The organism is Pseudomonas sp. GW460-LB5 (assembly GCF_059423245.1).
Genome location: NZ_JBWKXT010000045.1, coordinates 12,995 through 31,613 on the forward strand (window position 1 = coordinate 12,995; position 18,619 = coordinate 31,613).

The 18,619-nt window shown below is 58.1% G+C and carries 13 protein-coding genes; 5 read left to right on the plus strand and 8 right to left on the minus strand.

The window, feature by feature from the left end:
* Positions 1 to 38: 38 nt before the first annotated feature.
* From AC07XM_RS22960 to AC07XM_RS22970, 3 genes are all read right to left on the minus strand, one after another.
* Entirely contained in the window at positions 39 to 1,061 is a 1,023-nt protein-coding gene (locus tag AC07XM_RS22960) for a CobW family GTP-binding protein (RefSeq protein WP_102689128.1), read from the minus strand.
* A 310-nt stretch (positions 1,062 to 1,371) separates the two neighbouring features.
* Positions 1,372 to 2,286, minus strand: a complete 915-nt coding sequence (locus AC07XM_RS22965; protein WP_102689130.1) for a polysaccharide deacetylase family protein — start codon at positions 2,284 to 2,286, stop codon at positions 1,372 to 1,374.
* Between the two features lie 327 nt (positions 2,287 to 2,613).
* Positions 2,614 to 4,383 carry an ABC transporter substrate-binding protein gene (locus tag AC07XM_RS22970; RefSeq protein WP_102689131.1) on the minus strand — a complete coding sequence of 590 codons (1,770 nt, stop codon included), beginning with the start codon at positions 4,381 to 4,383 and terminating at the stop codon, positions 2,614 to 2,616.
* Positions 4,384 to 4,588: 205 nt separating this feature from the next.
* Here AC07XM_RS22970 and AC07XM_RS22975 point away from each other — a divergent pair, with 205 nt between their 5' ends.
* From AC07XM_RS22975 to AC07XM_RS22990, 4 genes are all read left to right on the plus strand, one after another.
* Positions 4,589 to 6,061 carry a PucR family transcriptional regulator gene (locus AC07XM_RS22975; protein ID WP_102689132.1) on the plus strand — a complete coding sequence of 491 codons (1,473 nt, stop codon included), beginning with the start codon at positions 4,589 to 4,591 and terminating at the stop codon, positions 6,059 to 6,061.
* Positions 6,062 to 6,312: 251 nt separating this feature from the next.
* Positions 6,313 to 8,340, plus strand: a complete 2,028-nt coding sequence (locus tag AC07XM_RS22980) for a hydantoinase/oxoprolinase family protein (RefSeq protein WP_102689133.1) — start codon at positions 6,313 to 6,315, stop codon at positions 8,338 to 8,340.
* Between the two features lie 16 nt (positions 8,341 to 8,356).
* Positions 8,357 to 10,132 carry a hydantoinase B/oxoprolinase family protein gene (locus tag AC07XM_RS22985; RefSeq protein ID WP_102689134.1) on the plus strand — a complete coding sequence of 592 codons (1,776 nt, stop codon included), beginning with the start codon at positions 8,357 to 8,359 and terminating at the stop codon, positions 10,130 to 10,132.
* Positions 10,133 to 10,305: 173 nt separating this feature from the next.
* Positions 10,306 to 11,475, plus strand: a complete 1,170-nt coding sequence (locus AC07XM_RS22990; protein ID WP_102689135.1) for a putative porin — start codon at positions 10,306 to 10,308, stop codon at positions 11,473 to 11,475.
* A gap of 395 nt (positions 11,476 to 11,870) precedes the next feature.
* On the opposite strand, the gene AC07XM_RS22995 is transcribed toward AC07XM_RS22990, so the two are convergent.
* Positions 11,871 to 13,604: an FUSC family protein gene (locus AC07XM_RS22995; protein ID WP_102689136.1), complete on the minus strand. Its 1,734-nt coding sequence runs from the start codon at positions 13,602 to 13,604 to the stop codon at positions 11,871 to 11,873.
* Complete coding sequence (locus AC07XM_RS23000; RefSeq protein ID WP_078459387.1) at positions 13,601 to 14,482, minus strand: efflux RND transporter periplasmic adaptor subunit; 882 nt, start codon at positions 14,480 to 14,482, stop codon at positions 13,601 to 13,603. Before AC07XM_RS23000 ends, AC07XM_RS22995 begins: the two co-directional genes overlap by 4 nt.
* A gap of 301 nt (positions 14,483 to 14,783) precedes the next feature.
* Here AC07XM_RS23000 and AC07XM_RS23005 point away from each other — a divergent pair, with 301 nt between their 5' ends.
* The gene (locus AC07XM_RS23005) at positions 14,784 to 15,551 is read left to right on the plus strand and encodes an IclR family transcriptional regulator (protein WP_078459385.1); all 768 of its coding nucleotides are present in this window, start codon (positions 14,784 to 14,786) and stop codon (positions 15,549 to 15,551) included.
* 97 nt (positions 15,552 to 15,648) lie between these two features.
* On the opposite strand, the gene AC07XM_RS23010 is transcribed toward AC07XM_RS23005, so the two are convergent.
* From AC07XM_RS23010 to AC07XM_RS23020, 3 genes are all read right to left on the minus strand, one after another.
* A complete protein-coding gene (locus AC07XM_RS23010; RefSeq protein ID WP_158248156.1) occupies positions 15,649 to 16,131 on the minus strand; it encodes a prolyl-tRNA synthetase associated domain-containing protein in 483 nt (160 codons plus the stop codon).
* 62 nt (positions 16,132 to 16,193) lie between these two features.
* A complete protein-coding gene (locus AC07XM_RS23015) occupies positions 16,194 to 17,606 on the minus strand; it encodes an aspartate ammonia-lyase (protein ID WP_078459383.1) in 1,413 nt (470 codons plus the stop codon).
* Positions 17,607 to 17,608: 2 nt separating this feature from the next.
* A complete protein-coding gene (locus AC07XM_RS23020; protein WP_102689137.1) occupies positions 17,609 to 18,580 on the minus strand; it encodes a LysR family transcriptional regulator in 972 nt (323 codons plus the stop codon).
* Between the last annotated feature and the right edge of the window lie 39 nt (positions 18,581 to 18,619).

Genomic DNA, 18,619 nt, shown 5'->3' on the forward strand with positions numbered 1-18,619 from the left:
GTAACAGGCCTTTCCTGTCCCTTGCCAGCCAGATCTAATCACCTGGCCATAAAATGCCTCAGGGACGCCTCTATGCGGCCGGGTTGAATACCGGTAACGATAAATACCAACGTACTGCCGGCGGGCAATTCATCATTTCCGTCCAGATTGTCGGGTGGATGGATGAAGGACCTCACCACGTTAATCAGCACTGGCTGACTCCCCCCCTGAACTCTTATCACACCCTTGATTCTCAGAACGCTATCTGCATAACAATGTACAAATGCAGACAGCCAAACCGAAAAGGCTACCCATTCAAACGTATCGTTCAGTTGAACGCTGACGGATTGGATATCATGCGCGAGGCCTGAACTATTAGTTCCTAAGCGCTTAAGTACCCGCCCCGCTTGCACCACGCCTTGAGCCGAAGCCTTGCGCTGAGTTTCTCCGCACATCAACGAATCAAAGATCGACCGCAACGGATCGACTCGGGCGTTGCGACAAATGACCCTAGCCGTCGCATTCAAGTCTTCGATCAATGCCCGTGCCTTGTTCACTGACTCGGGGCTGGCGAGGTCGATCTTCGTTATCATCGCCACGTCAGCGCTGGCAATCTGTTGCCGACAGAGCGCGAAATCACGCAGCTGCTCGACACATTGCAGAGCATCGACCGCGCACAGCACGCCGGCGAAACGGAGCTGTTGGCAAAGCAGCGGGTCTGTCGCAATGGATTTAGCGATGGGGCCCGGATCGGCGAGCCCGGTTGTCTCGATGATGACCCGATCAATCATTGCTCCGTCAGGTCCCGAGCACCTTTCCAACAGCTCGTGCAACGCATGAGTCAGGTCATCTCGAATCACGCAACAAATGCATCCGTTCTTGAGTACAGTGGTGTCCCCGACCACCGCTTCGACCATCAAATGGTCGATACTGGTTTCGCCGAACTCGTTGACAACCACTGCAACCCGAACGGATTCGTTACCTGTTTCGCTCAATAAACGATTGAGAATCGTCGACTTGCCCGCGCCGAGGAAACCACCCAGCACCACCACAGGAATGCGCTTGTCAGATCGTGTGTGCATTGAGTTGTCTCCTTTGCTACACCTCAAAAACCAGACAGGGGGTCGACGGGTCGAGTGCCCAGTTCTGCTGCGGCAATCCAGATATGTGCCAGATCGTCCACGACGCGGGTTCTGCCAGTGAAGTCATGCAGTACCATTTTGCTTCCAGCGTCATACAAGCGTGTGCCGGAAACGCTGAGCAACCGATTGACTATCGCGATGCGCCTGTGCCGCTGTGCCTGGAGGGGAATATCCAGAGCCAGCGCGTCGGCCCACTCGGTTGCGCCCAGTAAAACGCCACAAGCTCCGCACATAGCGACATCACCTGTTTTCAGCAGCCACTACGACCGCCTATTTCCACTTGCGCATTGAATGGATTGCGTTTGCGGAAGTCGTCCGCAATCTCGGCGTAAGTCACCATGCGAACGCCGGAGTGGGACAGCATGTGTTCGATGAGGCGCTCCAGCATCATGAGCACGTGCGGCTTACCCGCGCTGTCCGGATGAATGGTGATCGGGAAAATTGCGTAATCGTGATTGCGATAAACCCAGTCGAATTGCTCTTGCCAGATTTCGCCTAATTGCCTGCCTGTGACCCATCCGTGACTGTTGGTCATGGCCTTCACGAACATGGTCGGCGGGGCGTCGTCCAGGTGCCAGCTAGCAGGAATTTCCACCAGATCGACGATCTTGCCGGGCTGCCAAGGTTTCATCCATTCCTCGGCAGAACCGCTGTAATCAATTTTCGTCCAGCTATCGCCTTGGCGCAGGTAGTAGGGATGATAGTCATCTTCCATGAGGCTACTGTCGTAGCTGATGCCTCGTGAAAGCAGAAGGTCGATCGTGTTTGAACTCAACTCCCACCATGGCGCCATGTATCCCGTTGGGCTAATGCCACTGCTGGATTTGATCAGTTCAATGGTGCGATCGAGAACGTCCGCTTCCTGCTGGCGGGTCATCGCCAGAGGGTTCTCATGCATGTAACCGTGCACTGCCAGTTCGTGACCAGACGCCACCAGCATTTCAGCCGCCCGAGGGAAGCTTTCCATCGAATGTCCGGTGACACCCCAAGTGGTCCGGATGCCGTAGCGTTTGAACATGTCCAGCAGTCGTGGAACGCCCCGCTTGGCGGCAAACACACCACGGGAAATGTCACAGGGCGAGTCTGCGCCACCGAATGAACCAATCCACAGCGAGACGGCGTCGAAATGGGGGCAAATGCTGACTTGGATATCTTTGGTCGCCATGACCACTCCTCATTGAAAATAACGTTGTCGACTGAAATTCGGGCAAGACCTCACCGTCGGCGGCCGATGGGGCGCCGGTCATTCAGTTAGATGACGTAGCGGTTAGTGTGGGAGTTGCTGCAACGGACGGCTAACTAGGTGGACGCGCAAGGCGGGGATGGACAATTGACTTCTCCTGTTATTGTTTTTTTCACCGGCTTATTGCTTCGAGCAGTAGCGGGTATGGCGCAGATATTGGTGTCGATAGCCACTGAGGACAATACGCAAAAATACGTATTCTCTATGATTCGAAGCCTTTCTCGGCTTCTGATGTTTAGCCGAAAGCCTTCAACACCGGTCGAACCACCAAGGCGTTCGAAAATGCGCAACGGCATAAGGGGATGGCGCGAGGATGTTCTGCTGGCCATTCTGGACCTGGTAAATCAGGTGCGCATGGGACATGGACAAGTCGAGCGTATCGTCCGGGAATGACAGCCCCACCTGACCTGGGTTATCGAGGTAGCAGGCCCCCGTCACGCCACGATGTACCCTATGCCGCAGATCATCGCGTACCTGCGAGAAGCGTCTTGCATTCCCGACCCTGGCCCAACTGTTCGCCAGCATCTGCACGCGGTCATAGCCCAAACCCGCCTGAGACAACCCCGAAGCCTGATTGAACCTTTCGAAGTACTTCTGACGAAAGCGTACTCCCATCTGATCGGGGTAAACGCCTGCACTTGTTGCCCATACCACATCGTTGCCAAGTGCGCCCAGTTCAATGCCGTAGGCCGGTACCGATGGGCTATACAGCATGTACACCAACGCCCGTAATGGCGACTGCGAAAATGCTCGTTGGAACGATATACCATCCTCGATGAAGTAGGACGCCAGCACCACTACGCTGGGCTGCCGGACGTGCAGCTGCGTCACCACAAGGTCCCAATTAACAGGGTGCGCAGCGAGGTCTGACATGACCTCCACATCCCAGCCCTGCTCGCCCAGGCGACTTTCCAGCGCAGAAAGCCCGAGATTCAGCCCAGGCCAGAAAGGTTGAACGATGACAATCTTGCGGTTAGACGGCGCCCACAACTTTTCAGCGATGATCTGCTTGAGGAATCTCGCCAGCCCGACGCCATAGGTAATATCGCTGGCATTGACCTGAAAGAGATTGCCTAGCCTCAAGGGCTCCTGCCTCACAGGTTCCACCGCACACTCCATGGTCAATGAGTGCAACAGCGGCGCGCCGTAATCGCTCAACAGATCACTGAGTAATGCCTGTGGATGTGTATAAGCCGAAGTAATGCCGTCCACCTCACAATTCACCAATTGCTCAAGTGCCTGGCTCATAGATCTTGTATCGCTCGGGTCACAGGAGCTGGTCACTAGCGCCAACTCACGGCCAAGCACACCGCCGCGGCTGTTGATCTCCTCTATCGCCAACTGCGCCCCATTGAGCATTTCCTGTGAGTCCGCCGAGCCTCGGCCTTCTGCACTGTACGGAATGCCGATGTACAACGGCCGTCGTTGCAGCCTGACCGGAGGAATTACCTTCTGCGAATCCAGCTCGTCAATCAATCCTTCAAGCACTGCTGAGCCCAGCGCCAAGCCCTGGCAACCCCCTGGGGTCGGAAACCTCAAAAGCCCTTGATCCACAGCGAAGCTGGCGAGCCCTGCTCGGGTCCAGACCTGCAGCTTTTCAAACAGGTGTTCAACGTGCTTGGCAACGGTTCGCGGGCTCCGACCCAAGCGCTGTGCGACAACCTCGTTGCTCAATCCGGCGGCCAGCAACGTCAGCACATCCAGCTCGCGTAACGAAATGCCAGCCGTCGGTTCCAGCTTTTGCAGGCTCACCTCGGCAGTTGGCACTGTGGTGTAGGCATCGCACCGCTCAATCTTCACGGCCTGCCAGGTGCTGTCCTCTGCCACCCAAATGCATCTGACAGCATCTTTGCCGGACAACAGTAATGCCCTTGCGAGCTGAATCACCCTTTCAAGCGTGCGAAGCTGCCGTGCACCTCGTGCGCTGTCTGTTTCCTCCACGCGCCCGTGAAGGTCGACTGAAGCAGAAACAGACCACTGCGATGGAGAAACCAGTTCTTGCGATGGCAGTATCGGCATGCGTAATTCCTGTCTTTCAGCCTGTAGAGAGAGGCAAAACCTTCGTGCTTGCGCACAGCCATTTCAGCCTAAGCCGACGCTCACGCACATTTCAATACTTGTCCCAACCAAAGCGTTTCGCTACCTGATGCCATAACTTGGCAGTTGTGAGAAACAGTGGCATACCTGTTCTTTCGAACAAATACAAAATGAGTACCCGGTCAAAATGACGTACTGCGTTCAGGACATTCTCGACAACACTTCCTTGCAAACTCGCTTACTGGCAGGTGCTGCCGGTGTCGATCGAGCCGTTCGCTGGGCACATGTCTGTGAACTCATGGATCCCACGGAGTGGCTTGGCGAAGGCGATCTGCTGATGACAACCGGTATCGGCATTCCTGTGGAGCCCGAAGCGCAGAAACTGTATGTCCAGCGCTTGGCCAAGGCACGCCTGGCCGGCGTCATGATCGGTGAGAACATGCAAGCGCCGGCAGACCTGACAGCGTTGCAGGTGGAGGCCGAACGGCTCGGGTTGCCGGTGATGATGACCTTTTACTCGGTGCCGTTCTCGGCTGTTACACGTGCCATCCTGGACGCCAGTAAAGAGGCTGAATACCAACGGCGCCAAGCCGTTAGCAGGATGTACGAAAGCGCTCGTCTGGGGCTGCAAGGATTGGGGCTTGCGGACCTGCTGATACGACTGTCCAAAGACGTTCACGCCCAGTTGTATCTGTTCGATGCCAGGACATTGCAACCTTGGCAAGACGACCTCCCTGCCCTACCAGAAAGCTGGTGTGTGGCACTCGAAAAGCGTGAACTGCCTGCATCGGCATCACGTTGCAGCAATGGAGAGACAGAAGCGCTCACTATCGGCCTCCCATCGATGCAGCACTGCCACCTGTTGGGTATCGGTGGCGAATTCCTGGACTATGGACTTCTGCACCATCTCGTTGGGGTGCTGAGCATGGAACTGGAACGCCTCCAGGCCGAGCACCAACGCTTGTTGCGTCTAGGCTCGGAATTACTCGACGACCTGCTGCAGCAGCGCATTACCGAACGATCAGCGCAGGAGCGCCTGACTCATTTCGATTGCGCGGTTGAGCAGACTTTTATCGCAATCACCAAGGTAGGCGGTGACGAGCAAAGCGCTTGGCTACGGCGCCTGGCTCGGTTGAACACCAGAATCGCGATTCGCCTGCAGGGGGACGAGTTGATCACCCTGTTTTCCCTGGAAGATACAGCTAGGCAGATTCAAGCAGAACTGGGATGCAACCTTGGACAGAGCAATGCTTTGGGTCGCGCATTGAGAGCGCCTGAGGCCTTGCGTGAAGCCCGCTTGGCCCTGGCACACTGCGGGCCCACAAGGCCTTTGGTGGCCTACGCTCAAGCCCGCGACGAACAGTCATGGTTACCCAGCAGCCTTGACGAGGCCGCGCGTGTCCATCGTCTGGTTCTGGGCCACTTGGCCGACTACGACAAGCAACAGGGCGCTCGTTTCGAGCACACCTTGCGTGTTTTCCTGGAAGACAATCGCTCTTGGCAGAAAGCGGCTCAGCGTTTGAATATTCACAAGCAGACGCTGGTTTATCGAATTCGACGTATTGAGGAAATTACAGGACGCTCTCTCGAATCCACCGAAGACGTCACAGCGCTTTGGATAGCACTACGAAGCGCCCAAATTGCGGGAATCGAACAGTAGTTCTTGTATTCGAGCATGAACGCATCACCGGTTTTGCTAATTGAAAACGTTGCAGGAAATCCAGTCGCGCTGTAGTACGCAGGCTGCTTTTCCACCGACTCGCGATAACGTATCCAACTCACCTCATACGAACGTATGGGACGCCCTGCGATTTTATTGTTTCTGACTGATTGAGCCTGCGTTTGCGGAGGAAGAATCTAGGGATGTGGTTCTGAAGCATTCCAAAAACGACAAGCGCGGAGAAACATCGTATGTGGAGAGTAGGCGTAGACGTGGGTGGTACCTTTACCGACCTATTCGCCTGGGAGGAAATCTCGGGTAAACAGGTGACAGCCAAGGTGCTCACCACCAAGCAAGACCGCTCGATCGCGGTACTGGAAGCCATCGACAAGGCCGGCATAGCAATCGCCGACATCTCCCATCTGATGCATGGCACCACCACCGCGACCAATGCCTTGATCGAGCGTAGTTACCCCGATGCGGCCTTCATCACCACCGAAGGGTTCCGCGACACTCTGGAGATCGGTCGACAGCACCGTGAACATCTATACGATCCGTACCAGACCAAGCCCAAACCCATCATCAAGCGGCGCTTCCGCTATACCGTCCCCGAGCGCACCAACGTGCGCGGCGAGACCGAGCGCACACTGGATATCACCATAGCCCACGAGGTCGCGCAGAAGATCAAGGCATCGGGCATCAAGTCGGTCGGCATCGGCTTCATCAATTCCTATGCCAGCACCCGCCACGAAGAGCAGATGCGCGACATCCTGCTCGAGCATTGCCCTGACGTGCATGTGGTGCTTTCCGGGGAAACGCGCCCGGTGTTCCGCGAGCACGGGCGTTTTACCACTACCGCTGTGCGCGCAGCCTGCATGCCGGTGATGGTCAAGTACATGGACGACCTGGAGGCGCGCCTGCGCCAGCACCAGTTCACCGGCAAGCTGCTGATTCTCAAGAGCAGCGGCGGCGTGATGTCCGCCGAGCTGGCGCGGCTGCACCCGGAAGACATGCTCGAGTCCGGCCCGGCAGGCGGTGTCGCCTATGCGGCCTACCTCTGCGAACTCAGCGGCTTCGACAAGATCCTGCACACCGATGTCGGCGGTACCAGCTTCGACGTGTCCATCGTCGAGCATGGCAAGGGCCTAATCACCCGTGACCATGAACTGGAATGGGAAGTGCCGATCGTGGTGCCGATGCTCGACATCCACAGCGTCGGCTCCGGTGGCGGCTCGATCGGCTGGGTGGATCAGGGGGGCTCGCTACGCGTCGGCCCGAAAAGCGCCGGCTCCGAGCCTGGGCCTGTGTGCTACGGCCGTGGCGGCACGCAACCGACCATCACCGATGCCAACCTGCTACTGGGGCGCCTGGAACCAACCCTGGGTGGCAAGTTCGACCTCGACATCGAGGCCGCGGACAAGGCCATGACCCAACTGGCCAAGCAAATCGGTCTGTCGCCGCTGGAGACCGCCGAAGGCATGATCCGCATCGGCTGCGAATATATGGCCCAGGCCGTGAAGAAAATCCTCGTCGCCCGGGGCCGTGACCCACGCGACTTCGTATTCGCCAGCTTCGGTGGAGCGGGTGCGCTGCATGCTTGCATCGTGGCCAAGTCGATGAACATCCCCAAGGTCATAGTGCCACCCTATGCCGGTGTCGCTTCGGCCTTCGGCGCCACGGCAATGAACCTGCGTCAGGACCTCGAGCGGTTCTATTACTCGCCGGTGAAAGAAGCCGACCTCGGCAAGATCAACGAAATGATCGCCGAGCTGGAAACCAAGGCCAAGGCCGTGCTGCGCGAACAGGGCATCGACGACGACAACGATATCGAACTGATCCGCACCGCACAAATGCGCTATGTCGGCCAGTCCTATGAAGTGGACACGCCGATCCCCGCTGGCGAACTGACCGCCGCCTGCCTGCCGGGCATCGAGCAGGCGTTCCATGCCGCACACAAGCAGGAGTTCGGCGTCAGCTCCGACGACTTCGCCCCGGCGTTCGTCTCCTTCGGCGTCACCGCCATCGGCCGCATGGACTCGCCGCCCCCGGTCGACCTGGTCAACGCCACCGACGGCGATGCAGTCAAGACCGTGCGCGACGTGTACTTCGATGGCCAGTGGACGCAGTGCAAGGTCTACGACGGCGAAGCTTTGGGCACCCAGCACCGCATCCAGGGGCCGGCAATCATCGAGTACGAGCACGCCTGCACCGTGATGCCGCCGAACACCCAAGCGCATGTGAATGCGATGGGCGCCTTGGTCATCGACATCGAAAAATAAAAATAAGGAGCCCACTATGAGCAAGCAAATCATCGGTCATGACGTCGACAACGACATCGACCCGATCACCTTCGAGGTGATGCGCAGCATCTTCGAGTACGCAAGCGACCGCATGGCGACCGTGCTGCAACGTTCTTCGTTCTCGCCGATCCTGGCGGACATGCTGGACTTCTCCAACGCCATCTACGACGCCGACCTGCAACTGCTGAGCCAGGCGGCCAACTGCCCAGTGCACCTGGCGGCGATGAAGTTCAGTGCCGAGGAAGCGGTGAAGACCATTGGCCGCGAGAACGTGCATGAAGGCGACGTGATGGTGGTCAACGACCCCTATCGTGGCGGCACCCACATCAACGATATTTCCTTCATCAAGCCGATCTTCTACAAGCAGGAACTCATTGGCTACGGCGTCAGCCGCGGCCACTGGATGGACCTGGGCGGCGGCGGTGCCGGCGGCCAGGCGTTCAGCACCCACATCGCGGCCGAGGGCCTGCGCCTGCCACCGCTGAAGATCTACTCGGGCGGCAAGCTCAACGACGACCTGCTGGCGATCATCCTCAACAACTCACGCACTCCACACTTCATCAAGGGCGACCTGCAGGCGCACCTGGGCGCGCTGCTGGGCGCCGAACAGGAGCTGCAACGGGCCTGCGAGCGCTATGGCGCCGAAACGGTGAAGAAGGCCATGAAGAAGATCCAGGCCTACACCGAGCGCATGATCCGTGAGTCGATCCGCAAGATCCCCAACGGTGTCTACGAGGCCGAGGACTACGCCGACACCGATGGTATCAGCGACCAGCGGGTCAAGCTCAAGGTCACCCTGGAGATCCAGGACACCTCGATCAAGGTCGACTTCGCCGGTACCGACCCCATCTGTCAGGGCGCGATCAACTCGCCGCGAGCCAACACCATTTCTGCCGCGCTGTATTCACTGCAGTTCTTTCTGGCGCCCGATGCGCCGCAGAACCAAGGCATGTTCAACCCGATCGAGGTCGTGCTGCCTGAGGGCTGCTGGCTGAACGCACAATGGCCGGCGCCGACCATCGGCTGCACCACGCTGACCTCGTCGAAGATCACCAGCGCCATCTGGCAGGCCCTGGCCAAGGCCATCCCCGAGAAAATCACCGGTTCCACATGCTCGGAATGCAACTGGTTCGTCGCCAGCTGCACCTCGCCCGACGGTAAGACCGACGTGTTCTCCGACCTGCCGGCCGGTGGCTGGGGCGGCACCCCATATGCCGACGGCATGAGCGTCACCATGGACCCGCTGGGCAATTGCATGAACATGCCGGCCGAGACCGCCGAGCTGTTCTTCCCCATCGCCTACGAGGCCTTCGAGCTGCGAGGCGATTCGTCAGGTGCCGGTCGCCACCGTGGCGGCTTAGGGGCTACCTTCAAGGTACGCTTCCTTGGCGGCGGCGAACTGGGCATGGAAACCTCGCGTACCCTCGAAGGCAGCCCCGGCGCTTCGGGCGGCCTGCCCAGCGCTGTACAGCGTGCCAGTCATATCCATGCCAACGGCGACGTTCGGGTCATTGGTGGCCTGGCCAGCGACGGCTCGTGGTCCAGCCCACTACTGGCCTCGCACAAGTTCAAAGCAGGCGATGTGTTCATGTTCGAAAGCACAGGTGGCGGTGGCTGGGGCAATCCACGCCAGCGCACCGTGACTGAAGTGCTGGAAGACGTACTCGACGAATACATCAGCATCGAAGCCGCCAAGCGTGACTACGGCGTGGTCATCGACCCGCTCACGCTGCAGGTCGACGAGGCAGCCACCTCGGCCTTGAGAGGCTAAGCAGCGCTTGCCCTCACCTGCCCCGGGACGCATGGCCCCGGGGCAGGTCTCCAAATCAGTCCTATGCACAGTGGTAATGGGCTCGCCTGGCGCGTCGCCCGGGCGCCACTGTGTCCAGTCACGTCTGCAATTCTCTCCTCGTCGCCCTTAAAACAATAATTCCGGAGCGATTCATGAAGATTCAACGCTATGCGTTCGCGCTGATGTTGCTCGCCCTCCTAGATCAACCAAAACAGGCCGCGGCCGTGCCGGTGACCGAGCACCTGGACATCGGCGGTGCAATCCGCGGCCGGCTCGATATCGACCCGGACCGGGATATTTCCAGGTTCGATTTCGACACGCTTATCCTGCGTGCCGATTACGACTCGGAGCACTGGATCGGCTCGGTACAATATCGCTTCTACGGCAATGCCTACCCTTTTCAGTACACCAATGACATCGGTGATATCGCCTTCTTCGAGCATGCCTGGGTGGGCTACAGGTTTTCCCCTGCGCATCAGGTCCAGCTTGGCCTGACCGACATCCCCTTCGGCCTGGGCCGGTACTTTGGCAATACCTTCTTCGAGACCCTCGGCAACGTGGTCGGCCTGGAGGATACCCAGGACATCGGCATCAAGTACCTCGGCCAGTTCGATGATTGGGATCTGAGCGCGGCCTACTACCCGGTCACCGCGCAACAGGGTCACGGCACCAGCCGCGGCGGCCGCACCTACGGCACCAGCGTGGCCTCGGCCGACAGCTATGTGGCGCAAGGCAGCGACAACGAAGAGCGCGACATCCTCGTCGGGCGTATTGCCCGTCGCTACAGCGTTGGCGACTGGCAGGGTGAGCTCGGCGTGTCGATGCTGTCCTCGAACTTGCACAACAACGACACCAACCGCGACGGCCAGCGCCTGGCCACGGCACTGCACCTCAAAGCCCAAAGGGGCCCGCTCGGTTTCCAGGCAATGGCTGCGCGCCAGCGAATGACTCCGAAGAACATGGGGACCGACACATTGGTGAGTTTTGGCGGCTTCGATGCCACGTTCAATGTCGCCGCCAAGGGCAACCTGTACTTGGCGGACGTCAGCTATGAACTAGCCTCACGCTTCGGCTGGCTGTCGAAGGTCAAGGTATATGCCAACTACAGCCTGTTCGACAAGGACGAGGGGCAATTCAGCAATTCACAGCGAGCCATTCTCGGCAGTTCGTTCAACCTGGGGCGGCTCTTTGTGGCGCTGGAATGGCTGCATGGTCGCAATGACCCGTACATCGGCGGGAGTGATTTTACCCAGAGCCTGGGTAGCGGCGGCAGCAATCGGTGGGAAAATCAGGTCTACAGCAACGTGGGTTATTACTTCTGAAGAGTAATGCGACTGAAGCAGCGTATCGACGAGGTGATCTGCTGGAAAAACGAAAACAACTGATGGAGGAATGAGCTCGCTATGCACTGTCAGGTTGCAAAACAACCTGACAAAGGCAAGGTGCTGGCTGAACTGAGTTAAAGGATGGAAACGAGACTCGCATCCGCCTTCCGAGCCGTTGAAAACTAAGGCTTTTCAGCTATCCCTGAAACGGGGATAGCCTCAATTCTGGACTCATTTTGCAGGCCAAGGAAGTGACCGGATCTACGATTGGTATGCTGGGGCAAATACCCGGTCCGCCCCGATTGATCGCACAGCCCGTCCAATATGCCTGCGCATCTGGGTTAGGGCCACAGAAGGCGGGCTTGTCAGCCAGGGACTTATCCCGGCTGGCTTCAGCCACTAGCTGAACGATTCCTTGTCAAGCGATGCCCTTTCTCAAGCAGAGCCAAGCCGTGCACGGTGAGCTCTCGCCCCTCGACGGTATCGGGTGCATAACCGTGTAGGTAAGCGAGTCGTTCAACCACACGCCGGTTGAACCACGCTACCGGCTTTCCTGTCGCCTTCATGAAGGTCAAGTCGGCAGCCAACGCCTGGATTACCCGCCTCTGTAACGCAACGCCTTTGGGGGGTCCTGTGAGGGCGAACGCAATGAAGAGGACGCCGAGACCCGCTATGACACCGATGCCGGTCGTAACAGCTTGATCAACTGCAAACGTCATGTAGTTGCTAGGCTGGGTCGACACCGCCAGCGTCAGGCAAAAGCCCAGTCCATACGGCGTTAAGGCAGGCGACGTCATCGCCATCAGGCCAAGAAACAGGGGGCAAGCCAGAATCATGATTAAAGCTGCAAAATGATCAGGGCCTTGGGCAACCGTTCCCAGCACCAAAAAGGTTGCCACCGGTACCGCGAGGGCTACCCCTACTATCAGTTTACGAACCATCATCGCCGGTGCCGGTGCAGCGCCGAACATTTGCGAGAAAAGAGTGGGCAGTACCATCATCATGATCAACGCTGGGGCGCCATCGGACAGGATCCATACGTAAGCTACGGCAAGAAACACCACTGCATTGCGCAGCGCTGATGTTCCGGCGGTCCGCCAGTCCCTGTGCCTTTTCAGGCGTGGACCAGGCTCATGGAAATGTTCATTCTTCTCCAAGGTTTCATCTGCTGCAGACATCAACGCACTGGCCCTAGCCAACTCCTGAAACGCGGCGTCGAGGTCATCCACCTGGATCTTAGAGGATCTTTGGCTTAGCTCAGCCAGAAGCTGCAGCGGGGAATGCTGTACACCTTGATCTGTGTTGTGCGCAGCCAGCAAGCCTACCCAGCTCGCTTTGTTCTGCCTGAACCATCCCTCAACTGTCTGGCCACAGGCGATCACTGTCAGGGCAGCGTTCGCCATATACAGAGCAGCGCGAATGGTGTTGGCCCGCTCGTAGCGACCGGCGTTCGATTCATCGTTGATCGTGGTGACCAGGGCGATCATGCCCAGACGCTGCTGGTGAAGCGCTGCACGATCTGGCTCTGGCTGCAGCAGCAGTTCGATGTAACCCATGCTCAAAGCCTGCAGCCGTTTTGCATGACCTTTGACCAGCATCTCAACCCGCCAAGGAAACAGGAACAGGCTCGAAAGCGTTGCGCAACTTGCGCCTACGATCACCTCGGTCAGCCTCGCTCTGACCACCAGGAATATTGACCCGCTGCTAGTGGTCGCGGGATCGGCTATCGCGAACATGACGATCAGGATGGCCGTCACCGAAACAAGTGCGAGCCCAAAGATGAAATTGACATGACGCTCGGTTGAAGCCAGCGCTGAAGTGAAGGCAACGCAGACAGCCAACGCACCAATGGCCAGCGTCGGATAAGGCATGAAGTTATCCAGGATAAATATGGCCACAGCTGCGCCCAGTGTCGAGCCAAGGATCAAGCACAACGCCTTTTCGATCACGAGGCCGGTTTCGGGGCGCGCCTGTAGCATCATCGAGGCGACCATCGCCCAGAACGGCTTGTCCAGATCCAGGCCCATGGAGACAGCGAGCGCCAATGCGACCGCAGACACCCCTTTCAGCGCAAAGAGAACGCTGCGCAAGTTCGGCTGCAGGTAATGTATGAGCACGGTTCTCATCGGCCAGCGACCGCGCCATGAGCAGGTACGAGTCTCACTGAGACGTTCATGCCCGCACTCAAGCGTATTTCACGCGGCACGGTCTCGAGCCGGATATCCACGGGTATACGTTGCGCCAGCCGAACCCAGTTGAATGCCTGCTGCACTTGCGGCAGCAACATGGGGTCGGATTGGGTGTTCGTGTTGGCGACGCCCTTGGCGATGCTCGTGACCCGCCCTGACAAGATCGGCCCACCGCTCATCAGCGCGATATCAGCCATGTCCCCTTCGCTGATGCTGGGCAACTTGGTCTCTTCAAAGTACGCGGTCACGTAGAACGAGCCATCTTTGATCAAGGAGAATGCCGGGCCACCCTGCGTCACGTAATTGCCCTCCTGCAGCCGGATATTGGTGATGGTGCCATCTGCCGGGGCGGTGACTCGGGTGCGCGCGAGATTGATCCGAGCTTTGTCCCACTGCGCCTTGGTCATTTCATATTCGGATTTGGCGAGCAGTACCTGGGAGCGGGCATTGTCCAAATCCTCGGCGCTGATAGCGTTGATTCTGGCGAGCGGAACTCGCCTACGCTCCTGGCCGGCGGCTAGTTGCCAGGCATGTTTCGCATGCTCCATCTTCGCTTTTGCTTCGTTCAAGGCTGCCAGATACCGGGCAGGATCAATCACGAACAAGAGGTCGCCCTTCCTGACCGCCTGGTTATCCCGAACACTTAACCGGGTTACCCAGCCGGCAACGTCAGGGGCGACCACCACGATGTCTGCACGCACGCGCCCATCCCGAGTCCACGGCGAATATCGATAGTGGTTCCATACCCAGGAGCCAGCAACAATCGTAGCGGCGGCGATCAGCAAGGTCATCGAAACGCGTACCACACCGCTCATTTCAAACCCCCATCCAGAATGGATAAAGCCGCGGCGGTATAGCCTGTGAAAATCGCGAGCCCTAACCAGGCAGGTCTGACCTGGAACAGCATTTCCAGCCGCCCTGGGATCAGCCGAAGCGTCATGGCCGTGAGCAACGCCGCGATAAGCACACATACCACCATCGGGCTTACCAACAGCCCTGCAAATGAAAACTCCCGGAGCACACCCCACCTCATGATCTGTATCACAATGTGGTCACTGTATCGCGAAAAAATGCGTACCACAATGTGGTACAGTGACCGGAAACTGGGAGGTGAGCATGGAACCATCGAATCAGGCAGGCACCAGCGACGAACGTGGCGGCGGTATCCAAGTGATTGCGCGTGCAGCCAAGATATTAAATTTGCTAGGCAAAAGGCCCGACGGGCTGAGTCTTGGAGAAATCGCTCAGCAGGTTGGTTTCCCGCGCTCCACGGTGCAGCGGATTGTGGGCGCGCTGGAAGAGGAAGGCATGATCCGAAGCGAGGGCGCAGGCGGTATCCGCCTGGGTGCTGGCCTGCTGAGGCTCGTAACCCACGCGCATGCCGACCGCATCACGATTGTCCACCCGTGGCTTCAAAAGCTCAGCGGCAGCGTCCAGGAGACTGCTGTACTGTCTTGTGCGGACGGGCTTCGGCTGCTGGTGGAACATCGCGTGGTGGCTGATCGTGAACTGCAGGTCATGCCCAGGCTGGGGCTGCTCGATTTGCCACTGCATGGAACATCAGCGGGACGTGCGCTATTGGCACTTGAAGATGACGAGAAGATCCGGAGCATGATGGTCAGTGCAGATGCGGCAAGTGACCCGCTCGATGACCAGATATTTCAACAGCTGGATGGCATCCGCCAGCTGGGCTTTTCCTGTGATCATGGCGAATTGATGGAAGGCATCACCACCACTGCGGTCGCTCTGGATACGGTGCTTGGCTGCTTCGCCATCTCTATGCCGATCCCGACGTTCCGCTTTGAACGAGAGCCGAACCGGTACACCGATGCACTTTTGGCGTGCAAGGCAGGGCTGGCCAGCGAGATTGGACATGAGCGCTAGCCATGACGCTTGTGACTGAAGCACTCAGCTCATATCTGTAGGCACAAAAAAGCGAAGCCAACCCATGGCTTCGCTTTTTGCATTCACAGCGCTATGCCTACAGCGGCGTCCAAGCGGGGGCATACCCCAGCTCAGACAAAAAATTGCCCAGGGCGTGGGTAGAAAGCTGGACACTCATGGAGTTATCGAGCGGATGCAGCAAAAGCCCAGGGCTTAGCTGGAGCTCACTGTCGATAACCAGCTTGACTGCGCGCTGGGTGTCGTTGACCAATGCCAGAGGGCTCAACGCACCGGTCTTGACGCCGAGCGTCTCGAACATCTGATCGTGGCTCGCCATGGAAAGCCGAGCAGAGCCGAGTGACGCCCGAAGCGTCTTGAGATCTATGGCCTTGTCAGCAAGGGTCATGACCAGAAAAAGCTGCCCGGTTTTATCGCGCAACAGCAGATTCTTGCAGCGCTCCCCCTGAAGCATTAGCTCCAGTTCGCCTGATTCAGCCATGGTCAGGACGGCAGCATGTCTTTGGACAGCAAACGCCAACCCCATGGACTTCATTTCTGCCAGCAATTCAGCCGCATTCACCACATTTACTCTCATTAAAACCTGCAAGACACGTAGCACGTATCTTGCAAGTTGTCGTACCGTCAGACGTCGAAGACTGGTCGCGATGCTTTTTCAATGGCCGCGATTGCTTCCGCCTCGCTCATTACACCTGTCTCTTCCATGATTGCGAGCAACGACCGCCCTTCGCTCACCGATTGGCGGGCCAGTTTACTCACCTTCGCATACCCAAGTTTGGGCACCAAAGCAGTGGCGACAGCCATGGACTGGGTGAGGTGCGCTTTATTTCGCTCCGCATCCGCAGTCAAGCCAACAATGCACTTTTCCCGGAATTGCCGGATGCCCTTGGTCAGCAGCGTAATGCTGTCAAACACCCGAGAAGACACGACCGGCTCGAAGTGGTTGATCTCGAGCTCACCGTACTGAACTGCTTGAGCGACGGCGGTATCGTTGCCAATCACAGCAAAGCTCAGTTGGATCATGGACATCGGCAAGACCGGGTTGACCTTGCCAGGCATGATCGACGAGCCAGCCTGGGCTTCCGGCAACTTAACCTCACCCAATCCGGCAACCGGTCCCGAGGAGAGCACGGTGAGATCAGCCGCGATCTTGGCGATGGAAGCGGAACAAGTACGCAACTCACCCGATACCCGCGAGAAGACATCCATGTTCTGCATGGCATCAAAGGAGTTCGATGGCGCCTTGTAGGCCACACCAGTGATGGCGGCCAAATGTTGATACACCGAAGCTCGATAAGCGGCCGGCGCGCCGAAGCCCGTACCGATCGCGGTACCGCCCAGGGGCAGCGTATGCAGTTTGCTCCGAACCCCGGCCAGTTCGTCGGCCAGGCGGTGGGTCAGCGAAGCGTAGCCGGAAAACAGTTGACCCAGCCGCATCGGCTGGGCGTCCTGCAGACAGGTGCGACCCAGGTGCAGGATGTCAGCAAACTGCAGCGCCTTGCGATCGAACTCGGCAGCCAGCAGCCCGACTTCTGCGATCAGCCCACCCAGCATGGCGTGGGTGGCGATCTTCAAGGCCGCCGGGTACACGTCGTTGGTGGACTGCGAGCAGTTCACATGATCGTTGGGGTGCACGACTTCGTACGAGCCCGCTTCGTGTCCAAGCAACTGCTGGGCGCGGTTGGCGATTACTTCGTTGAAGTTCATGTTGGTGGACGTGCCGCCTGACCCTTCCAGCAAGTCAACGATAAGAGAGCTGTCACAATTGCCCGCAATCACATCCTGGCACGCCTGGGCGATCGCATCACATTGAGCGTTGGTCAATACTCCACAGTCCAGGTTGGCCAGGGCAGCTGCCCATTTGACTTGGGCAAACGCATTGCGGAACTCCGGGTAGTGGGCAACCGTCAGTGGCGAAACGGTCAAGTTCTCGTAGCCACGCAGCGAATTGACGCCATACAATTTGTCCCCAGGAATCTGGACTTCACCCACATAGTCACGTTCCAGACGTTCTTTCACGCTATCAAAGGTGTTCACGGCTATTTAACCTCGGCAATATTTATCAGTGTTTCAACACCACACCCCAGTGCGGTTAGGCGGGGCAAAAAGGTGTTGAGCACAACGTCATGAGCAATTTCACATGCATCAGCAAAAAAAGAGCTGTATTCATCGCGGCGGGCTACGAGGTACAGCGAGCGCTGCAGTCCCAGATCGGGTGTGAGATGAACTGCAACATCGTTCACCCAATGGGCGGCCTGCAAAAAACAGATCGGGCTGGTCACCGCCCAACCTATGCCTTCAGCGACCATCGAGGTCAGCGCATCGGCATTGTCGAGTTCCAGACGATTGGGCACGCGGATATCCAGGCCACGCAAATGCCGCTCAATCTGAAGACCCACCTGAGAGGCTCTGTTGAAACGTACTACGGGTAGAACATTGGCCAGCGCCCGGAGCTCTTCCATGGAGGTCATCGCTGGCCGGTTATCTTTAGGCGTGATCACGAAGTATCGCTCCGACAGGATTCGATACCGCTCCACGTTCGCATCCATGAGCGGGTCGCTGGTCACGATCAGATCCAGATCCCTGCGCAGTAGCGATTCACCCTGCTGAGGGCTCAAGCCGGTTCGAATCGACAGTTGAGACACCTTGCCCAAAAGCTGCTTGGTGAAAACCGAGCCGCAGGTGGCGGCGAAGGAATCCACCAAACCGATCCGAAGGTCCGGTTTCACACCGCGACCGGCATCCAGCACCTGTGCCTTGAGGTGAGAGAGCTCTTCGCTGAGCAAGGATCCTCTGTTCTTCAGCGCCATGCCAAAGGGGGTAAGCGTCATTGGCCGCGTCGTGCGGTTGATCAAGATGACGCCCAGCTCCTCTTCCAACTGCCTGACCATTTGCGAAACACCAGACTGGGAGATCCCGAGACGCACCGCCGCGCCCGACATGCTTCCCGTCTCTGCAACCGCAATGAAAACTTGCACGGCGTACATGTCGATAAGCTTGTCGGTCGGCATAGGCTCTACTCGTTCAGGATCGTGAGTCGGTCAAGCTGG

What these genes read in the sequence shown, in the direction of transcription:
- AC07XM_RS22960 (WP_102689128.1), bottom strand. Translation starts at nt 1,061, where the DNA reads ATGCACACACGATCTGACAAGCGCATTCCTGTGGTGGTGCTGGGTGGT.
- AC07XM_RS22965 (WP_102689130.1), bottom strand. Translation starts at nt 2,286, where the DNA reads ATGGCGACCAAAGATATCCAAGTCAGCATTTGCCCCCATTTCGACGCC.
- AC07XM_RS22970 (WP_102689131.1), bottom strand. Translation starts at nt 4,383, where the DNA reads ATGCCGATACTGCCATCGCAAGAACTGGTTTCTCCATCGCAGTGGTCT.
- AC07XM_RS22975 (WP_102689132.1), top strand. Translation starts at nt 4,589, where the DNA reads ATGACGTACTGCGTTCAGGACATTCTCGACAACACTTCCTTGCAAACT.
- AC07XM_RS22980 (WP_102689133.1), top strand. Translation starts at nt 6,313, where the DNA reads ATGTGGAGAGTAGGCGTAGACGTGGGTGGTACCTTTACCGACCTATTC.
- AC07XM_RS22985 (WP_102689134.1), top strand. Translation starts at nt 8,357, where the DNA reads ATGAGCAAGCAAATCATCGGTCATGACGTCGACAACGACATCGACCCG.
- AC07XM_RS22990 (WP_102689135.1), top strand. Translation starts at nt 10,306, where the DNA reads ATGAAGATTCAACGCTATGCGTTCGCGCTGATGTTGCTCGCCCTCCTA.
- AC07XM_RS22995 (WP_102689136.1), bottom strand. Translation starts at nt 13,604, where the DNA reads ATGAGAACCGTGCTCATACATTACCTGCAGCCGAACTTGCGCAGCGTT.
- AC07XM_RS23000 (WP_078459387.1), bottom strand. Translation starts at nt 14,482, where the DNA reads ATGAGCGGTGTGGTACGCGTTTCGATGACCTTGCTGATCGCCGCCGCT.
- AC07XM_RS23005 (WP_078459385.1), top strand. Translation starts at nt 14,784, where the DNA reads ATGGAACCATCGAATCAGGCAGGCACCAGCGACGAACGTGGCGGCGGT.
- AC07XM_RS23020 (WP_102689137.1), bottom strand. Translation starts at nt 18,580, where the DNA reads ATGCCGACCGACAAGCTTATCGACATGTACGCCGTGCAAGTTTTCATT.